The following is an 18,169-nucleotide window of genomic DNA, read 5'->3' on the forward strand; positions in this document are numbered from 1 at the left end:
TGTCGGCGAACAGGTCATGGAGACAGTCGTGCGTGCCGCCACGCCTTCAAGCCGGGTCAGCGCTGCTCTGCTCCGGCGGAACCTGGGCCTGACGGGCCTGTTGCAGCAGAGCGACCCATTCATTGGCGAAGCGGTGACAGTCCCCCGGCCAGCGCGCAGTCAGTAGATTGCGGTCGCGGACCACAAAGCCGCGCTCGGGGTGCTGTGCTGAATCCCGGCGCGGCAGCCAGGGCCCGGAAAGAAAATCCGCCGGGCTGGCCAGTACCTGCTTGATCTCTTGCTCGACGCTGTGGTCGTAGGTGCGGTAATAGCGCCCCAGCCACGGCGCGGTGACGATCCAGGCCGCCAGTTCCATGGCTCCTGCGAGCAGGGCGGTGACCTTGCGCCCGTAGAGCACCGAGCGCCCGCTGTCGGGGTCGATGCAGCGGGCCAGCGCGAGTGGGCCGTGACACACCGCGGCCACGGGTTTGTCGGCCTTGAAGAACGCCAGGATGATTCGCCTCACATCCGCGGACTCCAGCAGGCTGCGCATGCCCCGGGCATGCCCGCCCGGAATCAGCAGGCCCTCGAAGGCTTGCGGATCGACGTCGGCATAGTTCAGGGGGCTGAGAAACGCCGGGTCGCGCGTCATGCTGTGGTAGTGCTCAAGGTCAGCGGCGGGGGTCATCAACAGCGGATTGAGCGGACCGAAGCCCAAGCTCACCAGGCGCGAGTCGGCGTAGGCCGGGAACCCCAGGGGCGTGGCGAATTGCGCGTCAAAGCCAGCGTCCCTGGCGGCCTGCCAGGGCAGGCTGCTTTCGGTGGGGTCGTAGTCGGCGTGGGGCAGCAGGATCAGGATCATGGCGCGCGCTCGCAGCACAAAGGGTGCGCTGCAGGTTAGCAGCCCCTGGCGTGCGTGCAGGCGCTCATGGCACGCCGCTGGCGCAGCGTGTCATGGCTGCCCACTTGGCCGCTCACTTGGCCGCCACGGCGGCGCGGGTGCGTTCGATCTCTTGCACCAGGCCGTCGATGCGTTGCAGCTGCTCGCGGTTGTCGTGGTCCCAGGGATGGAAGCCCGGCTTGAAGAATTGCAGCCAGGGCAGGGCGATGCGCGGGAACACGCCCTTGGGACCGTAGAGGTACTTGATCACCTGCCACAGGCCGCGCCAGTGACCACCGCGACGGCGGTCGGCGATGAGCATGCGCACATGGAAGTCGAACACCACCAGCCAGAAGGTCAGGGTGGTGAAGAGCATGGTCCCGGTGCGGATCAGGTAGCGCTTGGGCCCGGGCTTGAGCACGGTGTTAAAGACGTCGTAGGACACCGATTTGTGTTCGGTTTCCTCCAGGGCGTGCCACAGCCACATCTGCCGATAGCCTTCCACCGAATCGCCGAAACGGCTGGGGTCGCGCAGCAGCAGGTCGGCAAGGATCGCCGTGTAGTGTTCCAGGGCCACGGTGATGGCCAGGTTGAAGGCCGCGGGGAAGTGCTTTTTCTGGAAGTCGAGGATCATCCGCAGCCGTCGATCCAGCAAATGGGCCGGCAGCCCGGCGTCCTGTAGCAAGTCGTTGTAGCGCACGTGCTCGCGGCTGTGCATGGCTTCCTGGCCGATGAAGCCCTGGATCTCGCGCTTGAGCTCGGGGTCGTGAATCTGCTCGCGGTAATGGCGCACGCTGTCCATGAAGAACAGTTCGCCGGCAGGAAACAGCAGGGACAGGGCATTGAAGAAGTGGCTCACGTGGCTGCCTTGTTCGTGCCAGTCGCAGGCACGTTCGGCAGGCAGTTCGACCTGGATGTCGCGGCGGATGGGCAGCATGGCTGGCGCTCCTCTAGACATGAAATGGGTACGCGGCGCTACAGGCCGCGCTCGTCCTGGGCCTCGTAGACTGCCGGCCGTTCCTGGCCCGGCTTGGGCGCCATGCGCCGGCTGATCCACACCACCAGGGCCTGATAGGCGCCGGGCAGCAGGCGCACCAGCAGATCGAGGAAGTGCGCGTCGCGGCCGATCAGCACCCGGCGCTTGTTTTTGCGCACCCCGAGCAGGATCAGCTTGGCGGCGGTTTCGGCGCCGGTGATGAAGAGCTTTTCGAAGTCATCCCGGGCCTGCTGTTCATTGTCGATCAGGAAGCCCTTGACGTTGTCGCTGATGCGGCTGCTGCGGGCGATGTCGGTACGGATGCCGCCCGGGTGCACGCAAGTGGCAGAGACGCCGTTGCCTTGCAGGTCCAGCTCCTGGCGCAGGGATTCGGTAAAGCCGCGTACGGCGAACTTGGTGGCGTTGTAGCCGCTCATGCCCGGTTGGGAGAACAGGCCGAAGACGCTGGAGGTGTTGATGATATGGCCGTCGCCGGATTGCTTGAGGTAGGGCAGGAAGGCCTGGGTGCCGTGGACCACGCCCCAGAAATTGACGTCGACGATCCACTCCAGGTCCGCCAGGCTCGAACCTTCCACGGTGCTGGACAGGGCCACGCCGGCATTGTTGAAGATCAGGTTGATCTGCCCGTGTTCGGCGGCGCTGGCGGCGGCCCAGGCGAACATCGCTTGGCGGTCGCCGACGTCCAGTTCCTGGCTGCTGATGCGCAATGGCAGCAAGGTCGCGGCCCGGGCCTGGGTCACGGTCTGGGCCAGTCCCTGGGGGTTCTTGTCGGCCAGGGCCAGGTGGCAACCCTCGCGGGCCAGGGCAATGGCCAGGGCACGACCCATGCCGGAGGCGGCGCCGGTGATGGCCGCGACTTTACCGTTAAAATTTTTCATCGATGGCGGCCTCTTGCAAGTTCAACGGGCGCGCTGCGGCCGGCGTGGCGGCAGTCCCGGGGTGAAGCAGGTGAGTGGTCAGGTAGTCCTGGAGCTGGAAGTGCTGCACGGTCTTCCTGAAGCTCCAGGTAGAGCCGGGCCAGAGGGTGGTGTTCTGGCCGCTGCGGGGGTCCAGGTACCAGCTGCGGCAACCGCCGGTGGACCAGATGGCCCCGGCCAGGCGCTGTTGCAGACGCTGGTTGTACTGGCTCTCGACCTGGGGCTTGACCTCCAGGCTGGCGATGCCGTCCAGGCGCATCCGCTCCAGGGCCTTGAGGATGTAGTCCACCTGAGCCTCGATCATCAGGATCATCGAGTTGTGCCCAAGACCGGTGTTGGGGCCGACGATCATGAACAAGTTGGGAAAGCCCGGCAGGCAGGTGCCGAGGTAGGCATGGGCGCCCCTGGACCAGGCGTCCATCAGGTCCTGGCCCCGACGGCCGAAGAGCAGGCCCTGGGGAATCGGGTCGGTGGCCTGGAAGCCGGTGCCGAAGATGATGCAGTCCACCGGGTGGCGGGTGCCGTCGGCGGTGATCACGGCATCGCTGTCGATGCGCTGGATGGCATCGCTGATGACCCCCACATTGCCCCGGGACAGGGCCGGGTAGTAATCGTTGGAAATCAGGATGCGCTTGCAGCCGATGGTGTAGTCGGGCGTCAGGCGTTGGCGCAGGAGGGGATCGGCGACTTGCTTGCGCAGGTGCCGCAGGGCCACGCGCTGCACCACTTTCATCAGTTTCGGCCGACGGGAGAAGGCGATCACCCGGCTTTCCAGGGCCCAGTACAGCGCCGAGCGCACCAGCCGCTGGGTGAAGGGCAGGTGCTTGAAGGCCCAGCGTTCCGCCGCGCTGAGCTGGCGGTCGGGCTTGGGCATGATCCACGGCGGGGTGCGCTGGAACAGCTTGAGCTGCGCCACCCGGGGAGCGATTTTCGGGACGAACTGAATGGCACTGGCGCCCGTGCCTATGACCGCCACGCGCTTGCCTTGCAGGGAGTAGCGATGGTCCCACTGCTGGGAGTGAAAGCGCTTGCCGGTGAAGGTGTCCAGGCCGGGAATCTGCGGGATCGCCGGACGCGAAAGGCCGCCCATGCCGGACACCAGCACCCGCGCGCTGACCTTGCGGCCATTGCTGAACCTCAGTTGCCAGCGCTCTGAAACCTCATCGAAGACCGCCTGCTCCAGGCCCATGTTGAAGTGCAGAAAGGGCGCCAGGGCGAAGTCCCTGGCGCAGTTCTCCAGGTACTCGCGGATTTCCGCCTGGGGCGCGAACTGCCGGGTCCAGTTCGGGTTGGGTGCGAAGGAAAAGGAGTAAACGTGGGATTGCACGTCGCAGGCGCAGCCGGGGTAGTGATTGTCGCGCCAGGTGCCCCCCAGGGACGCGGCTTGTTCGGCGACCAGGAAGTCTTGCAGCCCGGCTTGCTTGAGCTTGATCGCCATGCACAGCCCGGCGAAACCGGCGCCGATGATGGCGATGTCAACGACCTCGGGGTCGTTGGGTGGCGAGTACGCATTCATGGTGTGTACCTCGATTGTGGTGACGCTTGGGGTGACTTTCGTCGGTGAGTGAAACCTCAGGATTGCACAATTTAAAATAATGTTTTAAAAATTAATTTAAATAAATCACCTGAAAAAGTCACCTACGCCATTCGCTTGTGGATCTTGCAGGGCTCATCCGGACCTGGGATGAGACGCCACAGGCAGTACCGGGCCAAGGCGACAGCCACTGCGGCGGATCATCCTGGTCCTGCAGCGCGGCGCAGGGAAGCTGGGGGGACGGGTTATGCAGTGGCTGGTAGCGGCGGCGGTATTTCTGGCGGTCAGCGCGGTGCTTTGGGTGGTGAGCTTGCGTATCAACCGCAGGATCGAACGTCAGGTGCCGATCAACGGACGCTTTCTCGAAGTCGGCGGTGAACGCCTGCACTACACCGACGAGGGCCGCGGCCCGGCACTGCTGATGATCCATGGCCTGTCCGGCTGCGGTCGCAACCTGACCCATTCCCTGGCGCCGCAACTGCGCGAACGGTTCCGGGTGATCACCCTCGACCGCCCCGGCTCAGGCTATTCCACTCGGGCCCGCGGTGCGGCGGCGGACCTGCCGGCCCAGGCCAGCCTGGTGGCCAAGTTCATTCGCACCCTGGACCTGGGGCAGCCGCTGGTACTCGGGCATTCCCTGGGCGGCGCCGTGGCCCTGTCTTTGGCGCTGGATCATCCGCAATCGGTGTCCGGGCTGATCCTGGTGGCGCCCTTGACCCATCCGCAACGCATGCTGCCCTGGGTGTTCCTGTCCCTGGGAGTACGTCCGGCCTTCCTGCGTCGCTGGATGTCCCTGACCCTGGCGGCGCCCATGGCGATGCTCGGTCGTCGCGGTCTGGTGAAGGCGATATTCGCCCCGGACCCGGTGCCCGAGGACTTTGCCGAGCGTGGCGGCGGCTTGTTGGGGATGCGTTCGGACAACTTCTATAACGCCTCCAGCGAGATCGCGGTGGTCAATCGCGCCTTGCCGGGCATGGTCAAGCGCTACCCCAGCCTGAAGCTGCCGGTGGGGCTGATCTATGGTTCGGCGGACTCGATACTCAATTACCGCCGGCATGGCGAGGCCATGGTGGGCAAGGTGCCTGGGTTGCAACTTGAGATCGTTCCAGGTCGGGGGCACATGCTGCCCATCAGCGCCGTCGAGCGAGTGGTGGCCATGGTCGAGCACATTGCTGCACAAGCCGCACCACAGCGCAGCGCCACCGTGCTGCGCCCGCCGTTCGCGGCATCCCGAGCAGGCTAGGGGCGTTGTAGGTGGCGATTGCGATCGTCGCGCAACGACTCTGGCAGCAGCTGTAAAGGCTTCACGGGCGACATTCAAAACAGGCCGAGAAAATAGTTGACGAGCTAACGAACCCGAGCTATTTTTTTAAAAAAATGTTTTGAATGTTTTTTTTGAAAGTGCAATTGAGCGATTAAAATAATGAAAATAACGCCATTTCACGCTTTTGTTTTTTCATCTGTTCACGCTCCCTACAGCGCCGTCGCGCTGTCCTCTATGGCATCCCTGCCGACGGCCATCCTGCGGAGGCTGCCATGACTGTCTCCGTGGCGGCACCCGGCGTCTGGACCGATGGCAAGCGTCACCTCTGGTGGCTGGGCACCTTGCCGATGATCACCCCCTTGCTTGCAGGCCTGTTTGCACTGACCACCGGTGTCCAGGTGTTCTGGTGGAGCGGGGTGGTGGTGATCTTCGGCCTGATTCCCCTGATTGACGGCCTGCTCGGAGAGGACGCCAGCAACCCGCCGGAATCCGCGGTTCCCGATCTGGAAAAACAACCCTACTACCGTTTCATCGTCTACAGCTGCGCCGTGCTCTCGGTGGTGTCCCTGGTAGTCACCGCCTGGATGGCCATCAAGGGGGTCGACTGGATCATGGCCGGTGGCTTGTTGCAGCTTAGTGAACAGCTGCACCTGCAGGGCAGCCTGGCGAGCTTCGCGGCCTTCCTGACCGAACGTGCGCAACTGCATGGCAGCGTCGGCTGGTTCACTTACCTGGGCATGGCCATGTCCACGGGTGCCGCCACCGGCATCGCCATCAACATCGCCCATGAGCTGGGGCACAAGAACCGCGGGATGTCCAAGTTCCTGGCCAAGCTGGCCCTGGCCTCGACTTTCTACGGGCACTTCTTCGTCGAACACAACCGTGGTCACCACGTGCGCGTGGCAACCCCTGAAGATCCCGCCAGCTCTCGTCTTGGCGAATCCTTCTGGAGCTTCCTGCCGCGTACTGTGTGGTTCAGCCTGCGCTCGGCCTGGCACCTGGAAAGCGAGCGCCTGCACAAGCTCGGGCTGCCGACCCTGCACTGGAAGAACGGCGTGCTCAGTGCCTGGCTGTACAGCGTGGTGCTCTGGGGCGTGCTGATCGCCTGGCTCGGCGCGGCGGTGATTCCCTTCCTGGTGATCCAGGGCATCTACGGTTTCTCCCTGCTGGAAGTGGTGAACTACGTCGAGCACTACGGTCTGCTGCGGCAGAAACAGCCCAACGGCCGGTATGAGCGCTGCTCGCCACGTCATTCCTGGAATAGCAACCGCATTGTCACCAACATCTTCCTGTTCCAGCTGCAGCGTCACTCTGACCACCATGCCAACCCGACCCGTTCGTACCAGGCCTTGCGCCACTTCGACGAGTCCCCGCAACTGCCCTATGGCTACGCCACCATGATCGTCTGGGCCTATGTGCCGGCGCTCTGGCGGCGACTGATGGACCACCGGGTCCTGGCCCATTACTCGGGGGATGTGCGGTTGGCCAACCTGCATCCGGCCAAGCGTGCCGAACTGCTCAAGCAATACGGTTTCACCGACACCGATTGAGACACCGCTCTTTAGTTGGACCGCTCACCCCTTCAAGTGCCCGTGAACCGCCTGCGTTTGCCTGCTTGAAGGGTGAGCCCCGAATACAGAAGTCCTTGAACACGTTGACCGACAACAACAATAAGCAACTGTAAGGAAGTCACGGATGTCTATTTCACCTCTGCTCGCTGCCCGTCTGTTCGTGGTCATGCTGGGTGTGTCACTGATGGGCGCCGCCGATGCGGCGCGCATCGAGCCGGCCAACACCGAGTTCACCGCCAAGGGGCCCATCAGCTTCGCCAAAAGCATCATCAATGCCGACTGCACCATCCAGGTCAGCGGCAAGGTCAGCCCCGACGGCAGCTTCGCCAGCGTCGAGAAAGTCGACTTCAGCGGCGGCCTCAAGTGTGGCCAGGTGGAAGCCACGCACCTGCCCTGGAAGCTGATTGCCAAGGATGAAACCAGCGGCGCCATGTCCGGCATCCAGGTCACCGTACACGCCCCCCTGGTGGGCGGCGATTGCGGGCCGAGCACCGCCGAAGGCAGTTGGAACAACCGCACCGGCAAGCTGGAGGCGACCCAGGTCAGCCTTGAGGGCGGCTGCACCATCAAGACCGTATCGATCCAGATGCCGCCCACGTTCCGGGTTGCGCCCTGAGTCACGACAGATTCCATGGAGGGACGCTGATGAACTTGCGATCAAGTAGTCCGAAAGCGCCGGCAGCTCAAGCCCGGTCGGTATCGCCATAGCGTGCTCCAGCACCGAATTCGGTCGAACTGGAGAGCCGATGGCGTCATCGACACCCTGGCAAGGCTGATAACCCCCTGGCAACTGCCTGTTGCCTAAATCTTGAGGAAAACAACAATGCAAAGCATCAAGACTCTGGTATCCGTAGCTTCTTTCGCCATCTGCCTGGGCGCCGCGTCGATGGCCAACGCTGCCACCATTGCACCTGCCGGTGCGTCCTTCTCGGCACCGGGCACCATCTCGGTGTCTTCGCCGGCATCGTTTGGGATTCCAGTCAATTGCAACATCAACTTCACCGGTACCGTGGCGGCCAACGGCTCCAATGCCTCGATCACCGGCGCCACCGTCAGCGGTAGCAACTCGCTGTGCGGCGTGCCGGTTCTGCTGAACCTGCCTTGGACCCTGACCGCCTCCAGCGCTACCGCAGGCACCGTGACCGGGGTCAACTTCAAGATCCTCTCCAACTGCAGCAGCACGCCGGTGACCATCAACGCCACCTGGAACAACGCCACCAACACCCTGAGCATTCCTTCGGCGCAATCCGTCGGCAGTTGCAAAATCACGGCGTTGAGCGTCAAGCCGAACCCAGCCTTCACCGTAACCCCTTGAAGTTGATCTGACTTCAGCCTGTTGATCACTTGCTGAAAAAACAGGCGCCTCGTTTGAGGCGCCTGTTGCAACGCCCTGGATCGGTGGTGGCCGATCGCGGTCGATAATAATAAGGAGTGGGGCATGAATAATAAGAAACACAAGATCCAGGCCGCTATTGGCCTGGCGGTGCTGGGTGGCCTGATTGGTTCCGGGTCGGTGCAGGCGGGTGGTTTCTCAACTCCGACCTATGGCGCTCCAGGCTGGGGTCGGGCGTTTGGTGGTGGTTCGCTGTTCAAGAATGATCCCAGTGCTGCGTACAACAACCCGGCAGCCATGGCGTTCATCGATCACAACGTGGCACAGATGACCGTGGATTACGCGCGGATCAAGATGAAGTTCAAAGGCAACGTCAACGACTATCAGGGGAATCCGGCCTCCATCACTCCCGTGGATGACACCGGCGCTCCCAGCGGCGCGGCGATGCCCCTGACCGGCGATGGCGGGGAGGGTGGTTTCACCGCCTGGCTGCCCACCGGTTTCATGGTGATGCCGATCAACGATCGCTTTGCTTTTGGCCTTAGCCAGGTCGTGCCCTTGGGCATGCGCAGCACCTGGGACGAAGGCTGGAAAGGTCGTGACTTCGCCGTGGATACCAAGATTGAGACTGTCGGCCTGACCGGGGCCCTGTCGTTCAAGGTCCGTGAGGACTTCTCCATCGGTGCCGGGGTCATCGTGCAGCACAGCAAGGGCTTCGTCAGCCAGAACCTCAACGTCAGTGGTTCGGCGGGCATGTCGGTGCTTCCTGGAGCGCCCTCGGGCATTGGCTCCAACCTGATGCGGGTCAAGGTCGATAACACCTCGGTCGGCTGGTTTACCGGCATCACCTGGAAACCCACCGAGCAGGACACCCTGGGCCTGAACTATCACGCCAAGATCAAGAACAAGATGGAGGGCAAGTACAACATTCGCGCCGACGCCCTGGGCCGCAATTTCATGACCCAGCCGGCCGGTCCCAACGGTGAAACCCTGACCGAACTGGCTTATCCGGGCCTCAAGCTAAACCCCGATGGTGCCAACGCCAGTACTCAACTGGACATTCCGGCTACCGCCGGCCTGGACTGGGTCCACGTGTTCAACGATCGCTTCACCATGGGCGCCAGTCTGCTCTGGACCCAGTGGTCGTCGTTCAAGGACCTGACGCTGAAGTCCGATGGCAACACCCTGGTGGCGATTCCTTACAACTACAAGGACTCGATGATGTACTCCCTGGGTGGCGACTATCGCTTCACCGATGAGCTGACCCTGCGCGCTGGTGTGGCCTTCGACCAGACCCCGACTCGCAATTCGACCCGTGACCCACGGATTCCGGATAACGATCGCTGGTTCACTTCCATCGGTTTTGGCTATGACATCAAGGCCATTCCCGGGCTGACCATCGACGGCGCCTATTCCCGGCAGTTCGTCAAAGAGGCCAAGCTCAAGACCGTCAACGTTGACCGTCTCGGCGGTTCCACCATCGACGGCAAAGTCGACTCCAAGGGCGAAGTGGTGAGTCTCTCCGCGACCTATCACTTCTGAGGCCTCGCGCTTCATCCATGCCTTGAGATAACGGCAGTACCAAGGGATTGTGCGACTGTCGTTGGCTGGACGGGTCACCTCAGGACCCGTCTCGACCTGCCTGCTTTTCCAACCTTTGGCTGACATCGTTCAGCCGTTATGCGTTGTCGAAAACACTCAAAACAATATTTAAAAATAAAATTTGAAACATGCTTCTTTCCTTTGTAGGGTGATCGTCGAGGGGCCGGCACAACGCCCGGGCTCCCAGTGGTTGTCTCGTTAGAACAAGAGAGGTATTCCATGATTGTCTGGTTATTGGTGGGACTCGCCGCAGCCTGTGCACTGGCCTATCGCCAGGCCGCCGCGGCCCTGTGGCTGGGCAGCGGCCTGGTGTGGCTGGCGGCAGGTTATCTGTTCAATCTGGTGGGCACCCTGGGACTGACCCTCGGCGTGCTGCTGGTGCTGGCGCCGGCCGCGCTGCTGAGCATCAAGCCCCTGCGCCGCGCCTTGCTCACCCGCAAGGCCCTGGCCATGTTCCGCAAGATCATGCCGGCCATGTCCGACACCGAGCGCGCCGCCATCGAATCCGGCACGGTCTGGTGGGACGCCGAGCTGTTCAGCGGCAAGCCCGACTGGCCACGCCTGCTGCAGGCCGCCCCGGCCAGTCTGAGCGCCGAAGAGCAGGCGTTCATGGACAACGAAGTGGAAACCCTGTGCAACATGGCCAACGACTGGGAGACCACCCAGATCTGGCAGGACCTGTCGCCCAAGGCCTGGCAATACACCAAGGACGCGGGTTTCCTGGGGATGATCATTCCCAAGCAATACGGCGGCAAAGGCTTCTCCCATTACGCCCATTCCCAAGTGGTGATGAAGCTTTCCACCCGCTGCTCGGCGGCGGCGATCTCGGTGATGGTGCCCAACTCCCTGGGCCCGGCCGAGCTATTGCTGCACTACGGCACCGAGGCCCAGCGCCAGCATTACCTGCCGCGCCTGGCCCGTGGCGAAGACATTCCGTGCTTTGCCCTGACCAGCCCCTATGCCGGTTCCGACGCCGGGGCGATTCCCGATGTGGGGGTGGTGTGCAAGGGCCAGTTCGACGGCCAGGAAGTACTGGGCTTTCGCGTCACCTGGGACAAGCGCTACATCACCCTGGGCCCCATCGCCACGGTGCTGGGCCTGGCCTTTCGCGCCGAAGATCCGGACGGCCTGCTGGGTAGCAAGGGCAGCCTGGGGATTACCTGCGCACTGATTCCCACCACCCATCCGGGGGTCAATACTGGGCGTCGCCACTGGCCGCTGAACGCGGTGTTCCAGAACGGCCCGACCACCGGCAAGGATGTGTTCATTCCCCTGGAATGGGTGATCGGCGGTGGCGCTCAAGTGGGCAATGGCTGGCGCATGCTGATGGAGTGCCTGGCGGCCGGGCGGGCGATTTCCCTGCCGTCGGCCAACGTCGGCCTGGGCAAGGTGGCAGTACGCGGCACCACGGCCTATGCGGCGATGCGCAAGCAGTTCGGCCTGCCCATCGGCAAGTTCGAAGGGGTGCAGGCGCCGTTGGCGCGCATGGCCGGGCACCTGTATGCCTGCGATGCGGTGCGCAAGGTTTCGGTGGCATCCCTGGATGCCGGCGAGAAACCTTCGGTGATCTCGGCGATTGCCAAATACCACGTCACCGAACGCGCCCGGGCTATCGTCAACGACGGCATGGACATCGTCGCCGGCAAGGGCATCTGCATGGGCCCCAACAACTTCCTGGCCCGGGCCTACCAGCAAAGCCCGATCGCCATCACCGTGGAAGGCGCGAACATCATGACCCGCTGCCTGATCATCTACGGCCAGGGGCTGATCCGTTGCCATCCTTATGTGTTCCGTGAAATGGAAGCCGCTCGCGATGGTGGACGCAAAGGCCTGGAAGCGTTCGACAGCGCCATGTTCGGCCATATCAGCTTTGTCTGCGCCAACACCGTGCGCGCCGCGGTGCATGCGCTGACTGGCGGCCGCCTGATCAAGGCCCCGGCCAACACCGACAAGGCCCTGGCTGGCTATTACCGGCAGATCCAGCGTCTGTCGGTGGTGCTGGCCCTGGCTTCGGACATTTCCATGGGCGTGCTGGGCGGTGCCCTCAAGCGCAAGGAAAGCATCACCGGACGCCTGGGGGACATTCTTTCCCAGCTGTACATCCTGTCCTGCGTGTTGAAGCGTTTCGAGGACGATGGCCGGCCCCAGGCCGATCTGCCGCTGGTGCATTGGGCGGCCCAGGATGCCCTGCTGCGGGCCCATGAAGCCCTGGCCGAGGTGCTGGACAACTATCCGTCCAGAGCGGCTGCGCGGATTATTCGTGGCCTGAGCTTCCCCCTGGGCATTCCCCAGCACAAACCCAGCGACCGCTTGCTGGCCGAGGTGGCCGAGCTGGTGCAAACCCCAGGCGCCACCCGCGACCGCCTGTTGGCCGACTCCTACATCCCGCAACCGGACATCGACAAACTGGCCTACGGCGAACTGGCGTTCCGCCTGCAACCGCAAGTGGAACTGATCGAGGCCCGGCTCAAGCCGGCGATCAAGCAGGGCGCCCTGGCGCCGTTGCCGATCTCCCGCGAGGCCTTCGGCGTGTGGCGGGTCCAGGCTCTGGAACAGCAGTTGATCAGCCAGGACGAAGACGAGCTGCTCAGTCGTTACGTGGAATACGGCGATCACGCGATCCAGGTCGACGACTTCCCCCAGGACTTCGGTCTGCTGGAAGCCTTGCAACAGCGTCAGGCGCACTTCGAGCAAAGCGCCAAGCCGGCCTCGCGCAAACGCGCTGCCAGCAGCGAAGACGCGGTGCTGGCCAGCGATTCGGCCTATTGAGCCTCTACTGGATTGGATCGGGATCTCTTTATGTCTGACGGTTATCTTTCGTTCGTCAATTCCGGGTGGGGCCGCTGGCTGGCCCAGCGGACCGGCCTGCCACAACCGCTGCCGCTGCAACGCCAGCGCGAGGGGCAGGGCGGCAACCTGATCAACCCGGTGGTCCTCGCCGCGGCGCCCGAGGGGCGCCTTCTGGGCGAGCTGCAACGGATCTTCGCCGCCACCGACACCGTGGCGGCCCAGGCCGCAAGCATCAACGCGCCCTCGACCGTGAAGGTCCAGGGCCTGGTCTTCGACGCCAGCGGGCTGGCGGATATCGCCCAGCTCGATGAGCTGTACCGCTTCTTCCACGCCAATGTCCGGCGCCTGACCGCCCACGGTCGGGTGCTGGTGCTGGGCACGCCGCCGGAGCACTGCAAGGCGCTGGCCCAGGCCGTGGCGCAGCGGGCCCTGGAGGGTTTCGTGCGTTCCCTGGGCAAGGAGTTGCGCCGGGCCATTACCGCGCAACTGCTGTATGTCGAGCCCGGTGCCGAAGGTGAACTGGACAGCAGCCTGCGATTTTTCCTGTCCCGTCGTTCGGCTTATGTCTCGGGGCAGGTGGTGCGCATCGGCGAGCCGGTGGACGTGCCCAGGCACATCAATTGGGCCCAGCCACTGGAGGGCCGGCGGGCCCTGGTCACGGGGGCCTGTCGCGGCATCGGCCTGGCCATTGCCCAGGTCCTGGCCCGGGAAGGCGCCCAGGTGGTGTGCCTGGACATTCCCCAGGTCGAGGCTGAGTTGCAGCAGGCGGCAGCGGGCCTCAAGGGCAGCGCCCTGGCCCTGGACATCACCGCTTCTGGTGCCGGGCAGCGGCTGCTGGAGTTCGTCGGTGAGCACGGTGCTTTCGATATCGTCGTGCACAACGCCGGCATCACCCAGGACAAGACCTTGGCGAAGATGACTGAAGCCGCTTGGCGCAAGGTCATGGCCGTCAACCTGGAAGCACCGCTGTTACTGAGCCAGGCGCTGCTGGAGGGCCAGGGCCTGAACCCGGGGGGACGGATCGTCTGTGTCTCGTCGATTTCCGGGATCGCCGGCAACCTCGGGCAGAGCAACTACGCCACGTCCAAGGCCGGGGTCATCGGTCTGGTGGAGAGTCTGGGGCCACTGGCGGCGCGTCAGCAGATCACGGTCAACGCGGTGGCACCGGGCTTTATCGAAACCCAGATGACCGCGAAGATCCCGCTGCTGATTCGCGAGGCCGGACGGCGCATGAATTCCATGTCCCAGGGCGGTCAGGCCGTGGATGTGGCGCAAACCATCGCCTGGCTGGCCCATCCGGGCTCCGGCGGGATCAATGGACAGGTGGTCCGCGTCTGCGGACAAAGCCTGCTGGGGGCCTGAACCATGAATGCCGACTCTGCCATTCGCATCATCGAACCGCCGCCGTCCCGGGGCCAGTTGCTGTACGACGGCATCCGCAGCTTGCGCAAGCCCAAACTGGAGGCCGTCCCCAAGCTGCCCAGCGAGCGCCTTGTGCGCCCGGCGGTGGAGCTGCAGGCCGCCGAAATCGCCCGTTATGCCCAGGCCTGTGGCTTTCGCCGGGAGCACGGTGTGCCGCTGGCCTTTCCCCATACCCTGGCTTTCCCGTTGCACCTGTTGCTGCTGACCCACCCGACGTTTCCCTATCCGGCCAGCGGCATGGTCCACCTGGCCAACCGTATCCGTCAGTACCAGAAGCTGGAGGAAGGGCAGGCCCTGCGCCTGGAAGTGTTTGCCGAGCGTTGGCTGGCCCATCCCAAGGGCCAGGCCTTGTCGATTGCCACCCGGGCCCACAGTGGCGGCAGCCTGGTCTGGGAAAGCGACAGCCTGTATCTGCGCCGTGGCGTCAGCGCGCCCATTGGTGAGCCCTGGCAAGGCTCGCTGCCGCTGGATGAACAGGCCCTGGTGCGCACTCAACGTTGGAGCCTGGGGGGCGACCTGGGGCGGCGCTTTGCCCAGGTCAGCGGCGATTTCAATCCGATCCACACCTCCTGGCTCGGCGCCCGGCTGTTCGGTTTCCGTCGGCCCATCGCCCACGGCATGTGGACCCTGGGCCGGGCACTGGCAGCGCAGCAACCGCCCCATCCACTGGCGGCGGCGGAGCTGGATTGCGAGTTCAAGCTGCCGATCTTCCTGCCGGCGGCGGTGACCCTGTGGAACCGTCTGCCCGACGGTCCGCGCCATGCGTTCGAAGTGCGCAACAACGCGGGGGACAAACCCCACATGCGCGGCCTATTTATCTGGGGAGCTGGGCAATGACTGAGTACAGTTTCAATCCGGCGCCGGTGCGCCGGGTGGCGATCATCGGCGGCAACCGGATTCCGTTCGCCCGTTCCAATACGGTGTATGCCAACGACAGCAACCAGGACCTGCTGGTGGCGGCGTTGCAGGGGCTGGTGGATCGCTACGGCCTGTCGGGCCAGCGCCTGGGGGAGTTCGCCGCGGGGGCGGTGATCAAGCATTCCCGGGATTTCAACCTGGCCCGGGAAAGCCTGCTGTCCACCACGCTGTCGCCGCAGACCCCGGCCTACGACGTGCAGCAGGCGTGCGGCACCGGGCTGGAGGCGGCGCTGCTGGTGGCCAACAAGATCGCCCTGGGGCAGATCGAAGTGGGCATCGCCGGTGGTGCCGACACCACTTCCGATGCGCCCATCGGCATCAACGAAGGGCTGCGGCGGACCTTGCTCCAGGCCAATCGCGCCAAGGGCGCCGGCAACAAACTGCGCAGCTTGCTCAAGGTGCGCCCGGGGATGTTGTTCAAGCCGCTGTTGCCGCGCAACGGCGAGCCGCGCACCGGCCTGTCCATGGGTGAGCACTGTGAAGAAATGGCCAAGCGCTGGCATATCAAGCGTCTGGCCCAGGATGAACTGGCCCTTGCCAGCCACCAGCAACTGCAGGCCGCTTATCAGCGCGGCTTCTTCGACGACCTGATCACCCCGTATCGCGGCCTGACCCGGGACAACAACCTGCGGGCCGATGCCAGCCTGGAGAAGCTCGCCGGCCTGGGCCCGGCCTACGACCGCCACAACGGCACCCTGACCGCCGGTAACTCGACCCCGCTCACCGACGGCGCCTCAGTGGTGCTGCTGGCCAGCGAGGAGTGGGCCGCCGCCCACAACCTGCCGGTGCTGGCCTACCTGCGGACCGGGGAAACTGCCGCAGTGAACTTCGTCGACGGTACGGAAGGGCTGCTGATGGCTCCGGCCTACGCGGTGCCGCGCATGCTCGCCCGGGAAGGCCTGGGCTTGCAGGACTTTGACTTCTACGAGATTCACGAGGCTTTCGCCGCCCAGGTACTGTGCACCCTCAAGGCCTGGGAAGACCCCGACTACTGCAAGGACAAACTCGGCCTCGACGGCGCCCTAGGCAGCATCGAGCGCAGCAAACTCAACGTCAACGGCGGCTCCCTGGGCTGCGGGCATCCCTTTGCCGCCACCGGCGGGCGCCTGTTGGCGACCCTGGCCAAGGCGATCCACCAGCGCGGTTCCGGCCGCGGGCTGATTTCCGTTTGTGCAGCCGGCGGGCTGGGTATCACCGCCATCGTCGAAAAATAAAATAACCAGGAGACTGCCAATGAGTGTCGTGAGCCTGCAACCCGCCGAGCGTATCTGGCTGAACGCTTACCTGCCGGGTGTGCCCAGCGATATCGAAGCCGACATCGACCGCTACCCGTCGCTGCGGGAAGTGTTCCTCGAACACGTGGACAAGTACCGCCACCGGGTGGCCTACGTCAGTATCGGCACCGAGATGGGCTACGACCTCTGGGAGAAGCGCGTATTCGCCTTCGCCGCCTGGTTGCAATCCAAAGGGGTGAAGAAGGGCGATCGGGTGGCCCTGATGATGCCCAACTGCCTGCAATATCCGATCTGCCTGTTCGGCACCCTGTTGGTGGGGGCGGTGGTGGTCAACGTCAACCCGCTGTACACCGCCCATGAACTGCGGCACCTGCTCAAGGACAGCGGCGCCGAAACCGTGGTGATCTTCGAGAACTTCGCCCACACCCTGGAGCAGGCGATGCCGGGCAGCCAATTGAAGAACGTGGTGGTGGCCGCCATTGGCGACTTGCTGGGCACCTTCAAGGGCGCGGCCTTGAACTTCGCCCTGCGCCATGTGCAGAAGCAGGTGCCCAAGTTCAACCTGCCGGGCTCGATCCGCTTCCCGGCGATGATGAAACTGGCCGCCGTGCTGGAGCCCCGTCCAGTGGAGCTGAAGCAGGATGACATTGCCTTCCTGCAATACACCGGCGGCACCACCGGCGATGCCAAGGGCGCCATGCTCACCCACCGCAACATCCTCGCCAACCTGATGCAGGCCAAGGCCTGGGTTGGCGACCAGTTGGACGAAAACCAGCAGGAAACCAACGTCACCTTGCTGCCGCTGTATCACGTGCTGTCACTGACGGTGAACTGCCTGATGTTCATGTGCCTGGGCGGGCGCAACATCCTGATCGCCAACCCCCGGGACGTGAAGCGGGTGCAGATGATCCTGCGCAAGGAGAAGTTCAGCGGCATCGTCGGGGTCAACACCCTGTTCAACGGCTTGCTGGAGAACGAAGAGTTTCGTGGCCGGGACTTCTCCGACCTGAAGCTGGCCATCGCCGGCGGCATGGCCACCCACACCGCCGTGGCCCGGCGCTGGAAGGAAGTCACCGGGGTGCCGATCATCGAAGGCTACGGCCTGACCGAATGCTCGCCGGTGGTGAGCATCAGCCCCATCGACATCGCGCGCATGCGCGAGGGGGACTTCACCGGGACCATCGGCGTGCCGCTGCCGTCGACCTGGGTGCGTTTCGTGCGTGAGGACGGCGAACTGGCGGAGCTGGGCGAGGAGGGCGAGTTGCAGGTGCGTGGCCCCCAAGTGATGAAGGGCTACTGGCAGCGTCCGGAAGAAACCGCCAAGGTCCTGGACCGTCACGGCTGGCTGTCCACCGGGGATATCGGGGTGATGAACGAGCAGGGTTTCATCCGCCTGGTGGACCGCAAGAAGGACATGATCCTGGTGTCCGGCTTTAACGTGTACCCCAACGAGATCGAAGATGTGGTGGCCTTGCATCCGGGCGTGGCGGAAGTGGCGGCGATCGGGGTCGAGGATGGGGTGACGGGGGAGAAGGTGAAGATCTTCGTGGTGCGCAAGGACCCGAACCTGACCCAGGAGCAGTTGCTGGCCCACTGCCGCGAGTACCTGACCGGCTACAAGGTGCCGCGCTACGTCGAGTTCCGCACCGAAGAGTTGCCCAAGACCACCGTGGGCAAGGTGCTGCGCCGCGCCCTGCGTTAGTTCCGAGGGCGCCCGAGGTTGTTCT

Annotated in this window: 14 protein-coding genes; 10 read left to right on the plus strand and 4 right to left on the minus strand. The window is 64.1% G+C overall.

Features of this window, described 5'->3' with window-relative positions:
- Nucleotides 1–46: 46 nt before the first annotated feature.
- The 4 genes from KHO49_RS28995 to KHO49_RS29010 form a co-directional block, all read right to left on the minus strand.
- Nucleotides 47–841, minus strand: a complete 795-nt coding sequence (locus tag KHO49_RS28995; RefSeq protein ID WP_213666326.1) for a type 1 glutamine amidotransferase domain-containing protein — start codon at nucleotides 839–841, stop codon at nucleotides 47–49.
- A 112-nt stretch (nucleotides 842–953) separates the two neighbouring features.
- Nucleotides 954–1,796, minus strand: coding sequence for a metal-dependent hydrolase (locus KHO49_RS29000; RefSeq protein WP_123390953.1), 843 nt, complete (start codon nucleotides 1,794–1,796; stop codon nucleotides 954–956).
- Between the two features lie 38 nt (nucleotides 1,797–1,834).
- Nucleotides 1,835–2,734, minus strand: a complete 900-nt coding sequence (locus KHO49_RS29005; RefSeq protein WP_213666327.1) for an SDR family NAD(P)-dependent oxidoreductase — start codon at nucleotides 2,732–2,734, stop codon at nucleotides 1,835–1,837.
- On the minus strand, nucleotides 2,721–4,289 hold the full coding sequence (locus KHO49_RS29010) for a flavin-containing monooxygenase (protein WP_213666328.1): 1,569 nt from the start codon (nucleotides 4,287–4,289) through the stop codon (nucleotides 2,721–2,723). Before KHO49_RS29010 ends, KHO49_RS29005 begins: the two co-directional genes overlap by 14 nt.
- Nucleotides 4,290–4,554: 265 nt before the next feature.
- Here KHO49_RS29010 and KHO49_RS29015 point away from each other — a divergent pair, with 265 nt between their 5' ends.
- The 10 genes from KHO49_RS29015 to KHO49_RS29060 all read left to right on the plus strand — a co-directional run bounded on the left by KHO49_RS29015 (nucleotide 4,555) and on the right by KHO49_RS29060 (nucleotide 18,144).
- Nucleotides 4,555–5,550, plus strand: a complete 996-nt coding sequence (locus KHO49_RS29015) for an alpha/beta fold hydrolase (RefSeq protein ID WP_110651629.1) — start codon at nucleotides 4,555–4,557, stop codon at nucleotides 5,548–5,550.
- A 293-nt stretch (nucleotides 5,551–5,843) separates the two neighbouring features.
- The gene (locus tag KHO49_RS29020) at nucleotides 5,844–7,121 is read left to right on the plus strand and encodes an alkane 1-monooxygenase (protein ID WP_102879419.1); all 1,278 of its coding nucleotides are present in this window, start codon (nucleotides 5,844–5,846) and stop codon (nucleotides 7,119–7,121) included.
- Between the two features lie 145 nt (nucleotides 7,122–7,266).
- Complete coding sequence (gene praA, locus KHO49_RS29025) at nucleotides 7,267–7,758, plus strand: alkane oxidation protein activator PraA (protein ID WP_102865104.1); 492 nt, start codon at nucleotides 7,267–7,269, stop codon at nucleotides 7,756–7,758.
- Between the two features lie 207 nt (nucleotides 7,759–7,965).
- Entirely contained in the window at nucleotides 7,966–8,457 is a 492-nt protein-coding gene (gene praB, locus KHO49_RS29030) for an alkane oxidation protein activator PraB (protein ID WP_102879418.1), read from the plus strand.
- A 123-nt stretch (nucleotides 8,458–8,580) separates the two neighbouring features.
- Nucleotides 8,581–10,017 (plus strand): outer membrane protein transport protein, encoded by a 1,437-nt coding sequence (locus KHO49_RS29035; RefSeq protein WP_102865102.1) that lies wholly within the window; start codon nucleotides 8,581–8,583, stop codon nucleotides 10,015–10,017.
- Between the two features lie 279 nt (nucleotides 10,018–10,296).
- Nucleotides 10,297–12,846: an acyl-CoA dehydrogenase gene (locus KHO49_RS29040; protein WP_102879417.1), complete on the plus strand. Its 2,550-nt coding sequence runs from the start codon at nucleotides 10,297–10,299 to the stop codon at nucleotides 12,844–12,846.
- Between the two features lie 30 nt (nucleotides 12,847–12,876).
- On the plus strand, nucleotides 12,877–14,229 hold the full coding sequence (locus KHO49_RS29045) for a 3-oxoacyl-ACP reductase (RefSeq protein WP_213666329.1): 1,353 nt from the start codon (nucleotides 12,877–12,879) through the stop codon (nucleotides 14,227–14,229).
- A 3-nt stretch (nucleotides 14,230–14,232) separates the two neighbouring features.
- Nucleotides 14,233–15,126 carry a MaoC family dehydratase gene (locus KHO49_RS29050; protein WP_110595634.1) on the plus strand — a complete coding sequence of 298 codons (894 nt, stop codon included), beginning with the start codon at nucleotides 14,233–14,235 and terminating at the stop codon, nucleotides 15,124–15,126.
- Nucleotides 15,123–16,421, plus strand: coding sequence for an acetyl-CoA C-acetyltransferase (locus KHO49_RS29055; protein WP_110651637.1), 1,299 nt, complete (start codon nucleotides 15,123–15,125; stop codon nucleotides 16,419–16,421). Before KHO49_RS29050 ends, KHO49_RS29055 begins: the two co-directional genes overlap by 4 nt.
- Nucleotides 16,422–16,440: 19 nt before the next feature.
- Entirely contained in the window at nucleotides 16,441–18,144 is a 1,704-nt protein-coding gene (locus KHO49_RS29060; RefSeq protein WP_102879413.1) for an AMP-binding protein, read from the plus strand.
- Nucleotides 18,145–18,169 lie beyond the last annotated feature (25 nt).

The sequence above is a fragment of the Pseudomonas sp. RC4D1 genome, assembly GCF_018390395.1.
Taxonomy (GTDB): domain Bacteria; phylum Pseudomonadota; class Gammaproteobacteria; order Pseudomonadales; family Pseudomonadaceae; genus Aquipseudomonas; species Aquipseudomonas danubii.

Coding starts and splice junctions, on each gene's coding strand:
- KHO49_RS28995 (WP_213666326.1), bottom strand. CDS start 841: ATGATCCTGATCCTGCTGCCCCACGCCGACTACGACCCCACCGAAAGC.
- KHO49_RS29000 (WP_123390953.1), bottom strand. CDS start 1,796: ATGCTGCCCATCCGCCGCGACATCCAGGTCGAACTGCCTGCCGAACGT.
- KHO49_RS29005 (WP_213666327.1), bottom strand. CDS start 2,734: ATGAAAAATTTTAACGGTAAAGTCGCGGCCATCACCGGCGCCGCCTCC.
- KHO49_RS29010 (WP_213666328.1), bottom strand. CDS start 4,289: ATGAATGCGTACTCGCCACCCAACGACCCCGAGGTCGTTGACATCGCC.
- KHO49_RS29015 (WP_110651629.1), top strand. CDS start 4,555: ATGCAGTGGCTGGTAGCGGCGGCGGTATTTCTGGCGGTCAGCGCGGTG.
- KHO49_RS29020 (WP_102879419.1), top strand. CDS start 5,844: ATGACTGTCTCCGTGGCGGCACCCGGCGTCTGGACCGATGGCAAGCGT.
- praA (WP_102865104.1), top strand. CDS start 7,267: ATGTCTATTTCACCTCTGCTCGCTGCCCGTCTGTTCGTGGTCATGCTG.
- praB (WP_102879418.1), top strand. CDS start 7,966: ATGCAAAGCATCAAGACTCTGGTATCCGTAGCTTCTTTCGCCATCTGC.
- KHO49_RS29035 (WP_102865102.1), top strand. CDS start 8,581: ATGAATAATAAGAAACACAAGATCCAGGCCGCTATTGGCCTGGCGGTG.
- KHO49_RS29040 (WP_102879417.1), top strand. CDS start 10,297: ATGATTGTCTGGTTATTGGTGGGACTCGCCGCAGCCTGTGCACTGGCC.
- KHO49_RS29045 (WP_213666329.1), top strand. CDS start 12,877: ATGTCTGACGGTTATCTTTCGTTCGTCAATTCCGGGTGGGGCCGCTGG.
- KHO49_RS29050 (WP_110595634.1), top strand. CDS start 14,233: ATGAATGCCGACTCTGCCATTCGCATCATCGAACCGCCGCCGTCCCGG.
- KHO49_RS29055 (WP_110651637.1), top strand. CDS start 15,123: ATGACTGAGTACAGTTTCAATCCGGCGCCGGTGCGCCGGGTGGCGATC.
- KHO49_RS29060 (WP_102879413.1), top strand. CDS start 16,441: ATGAGTGTCGTGAGCCTGCAACCCGCCGAGCGTATCTGGCTGAACGCT.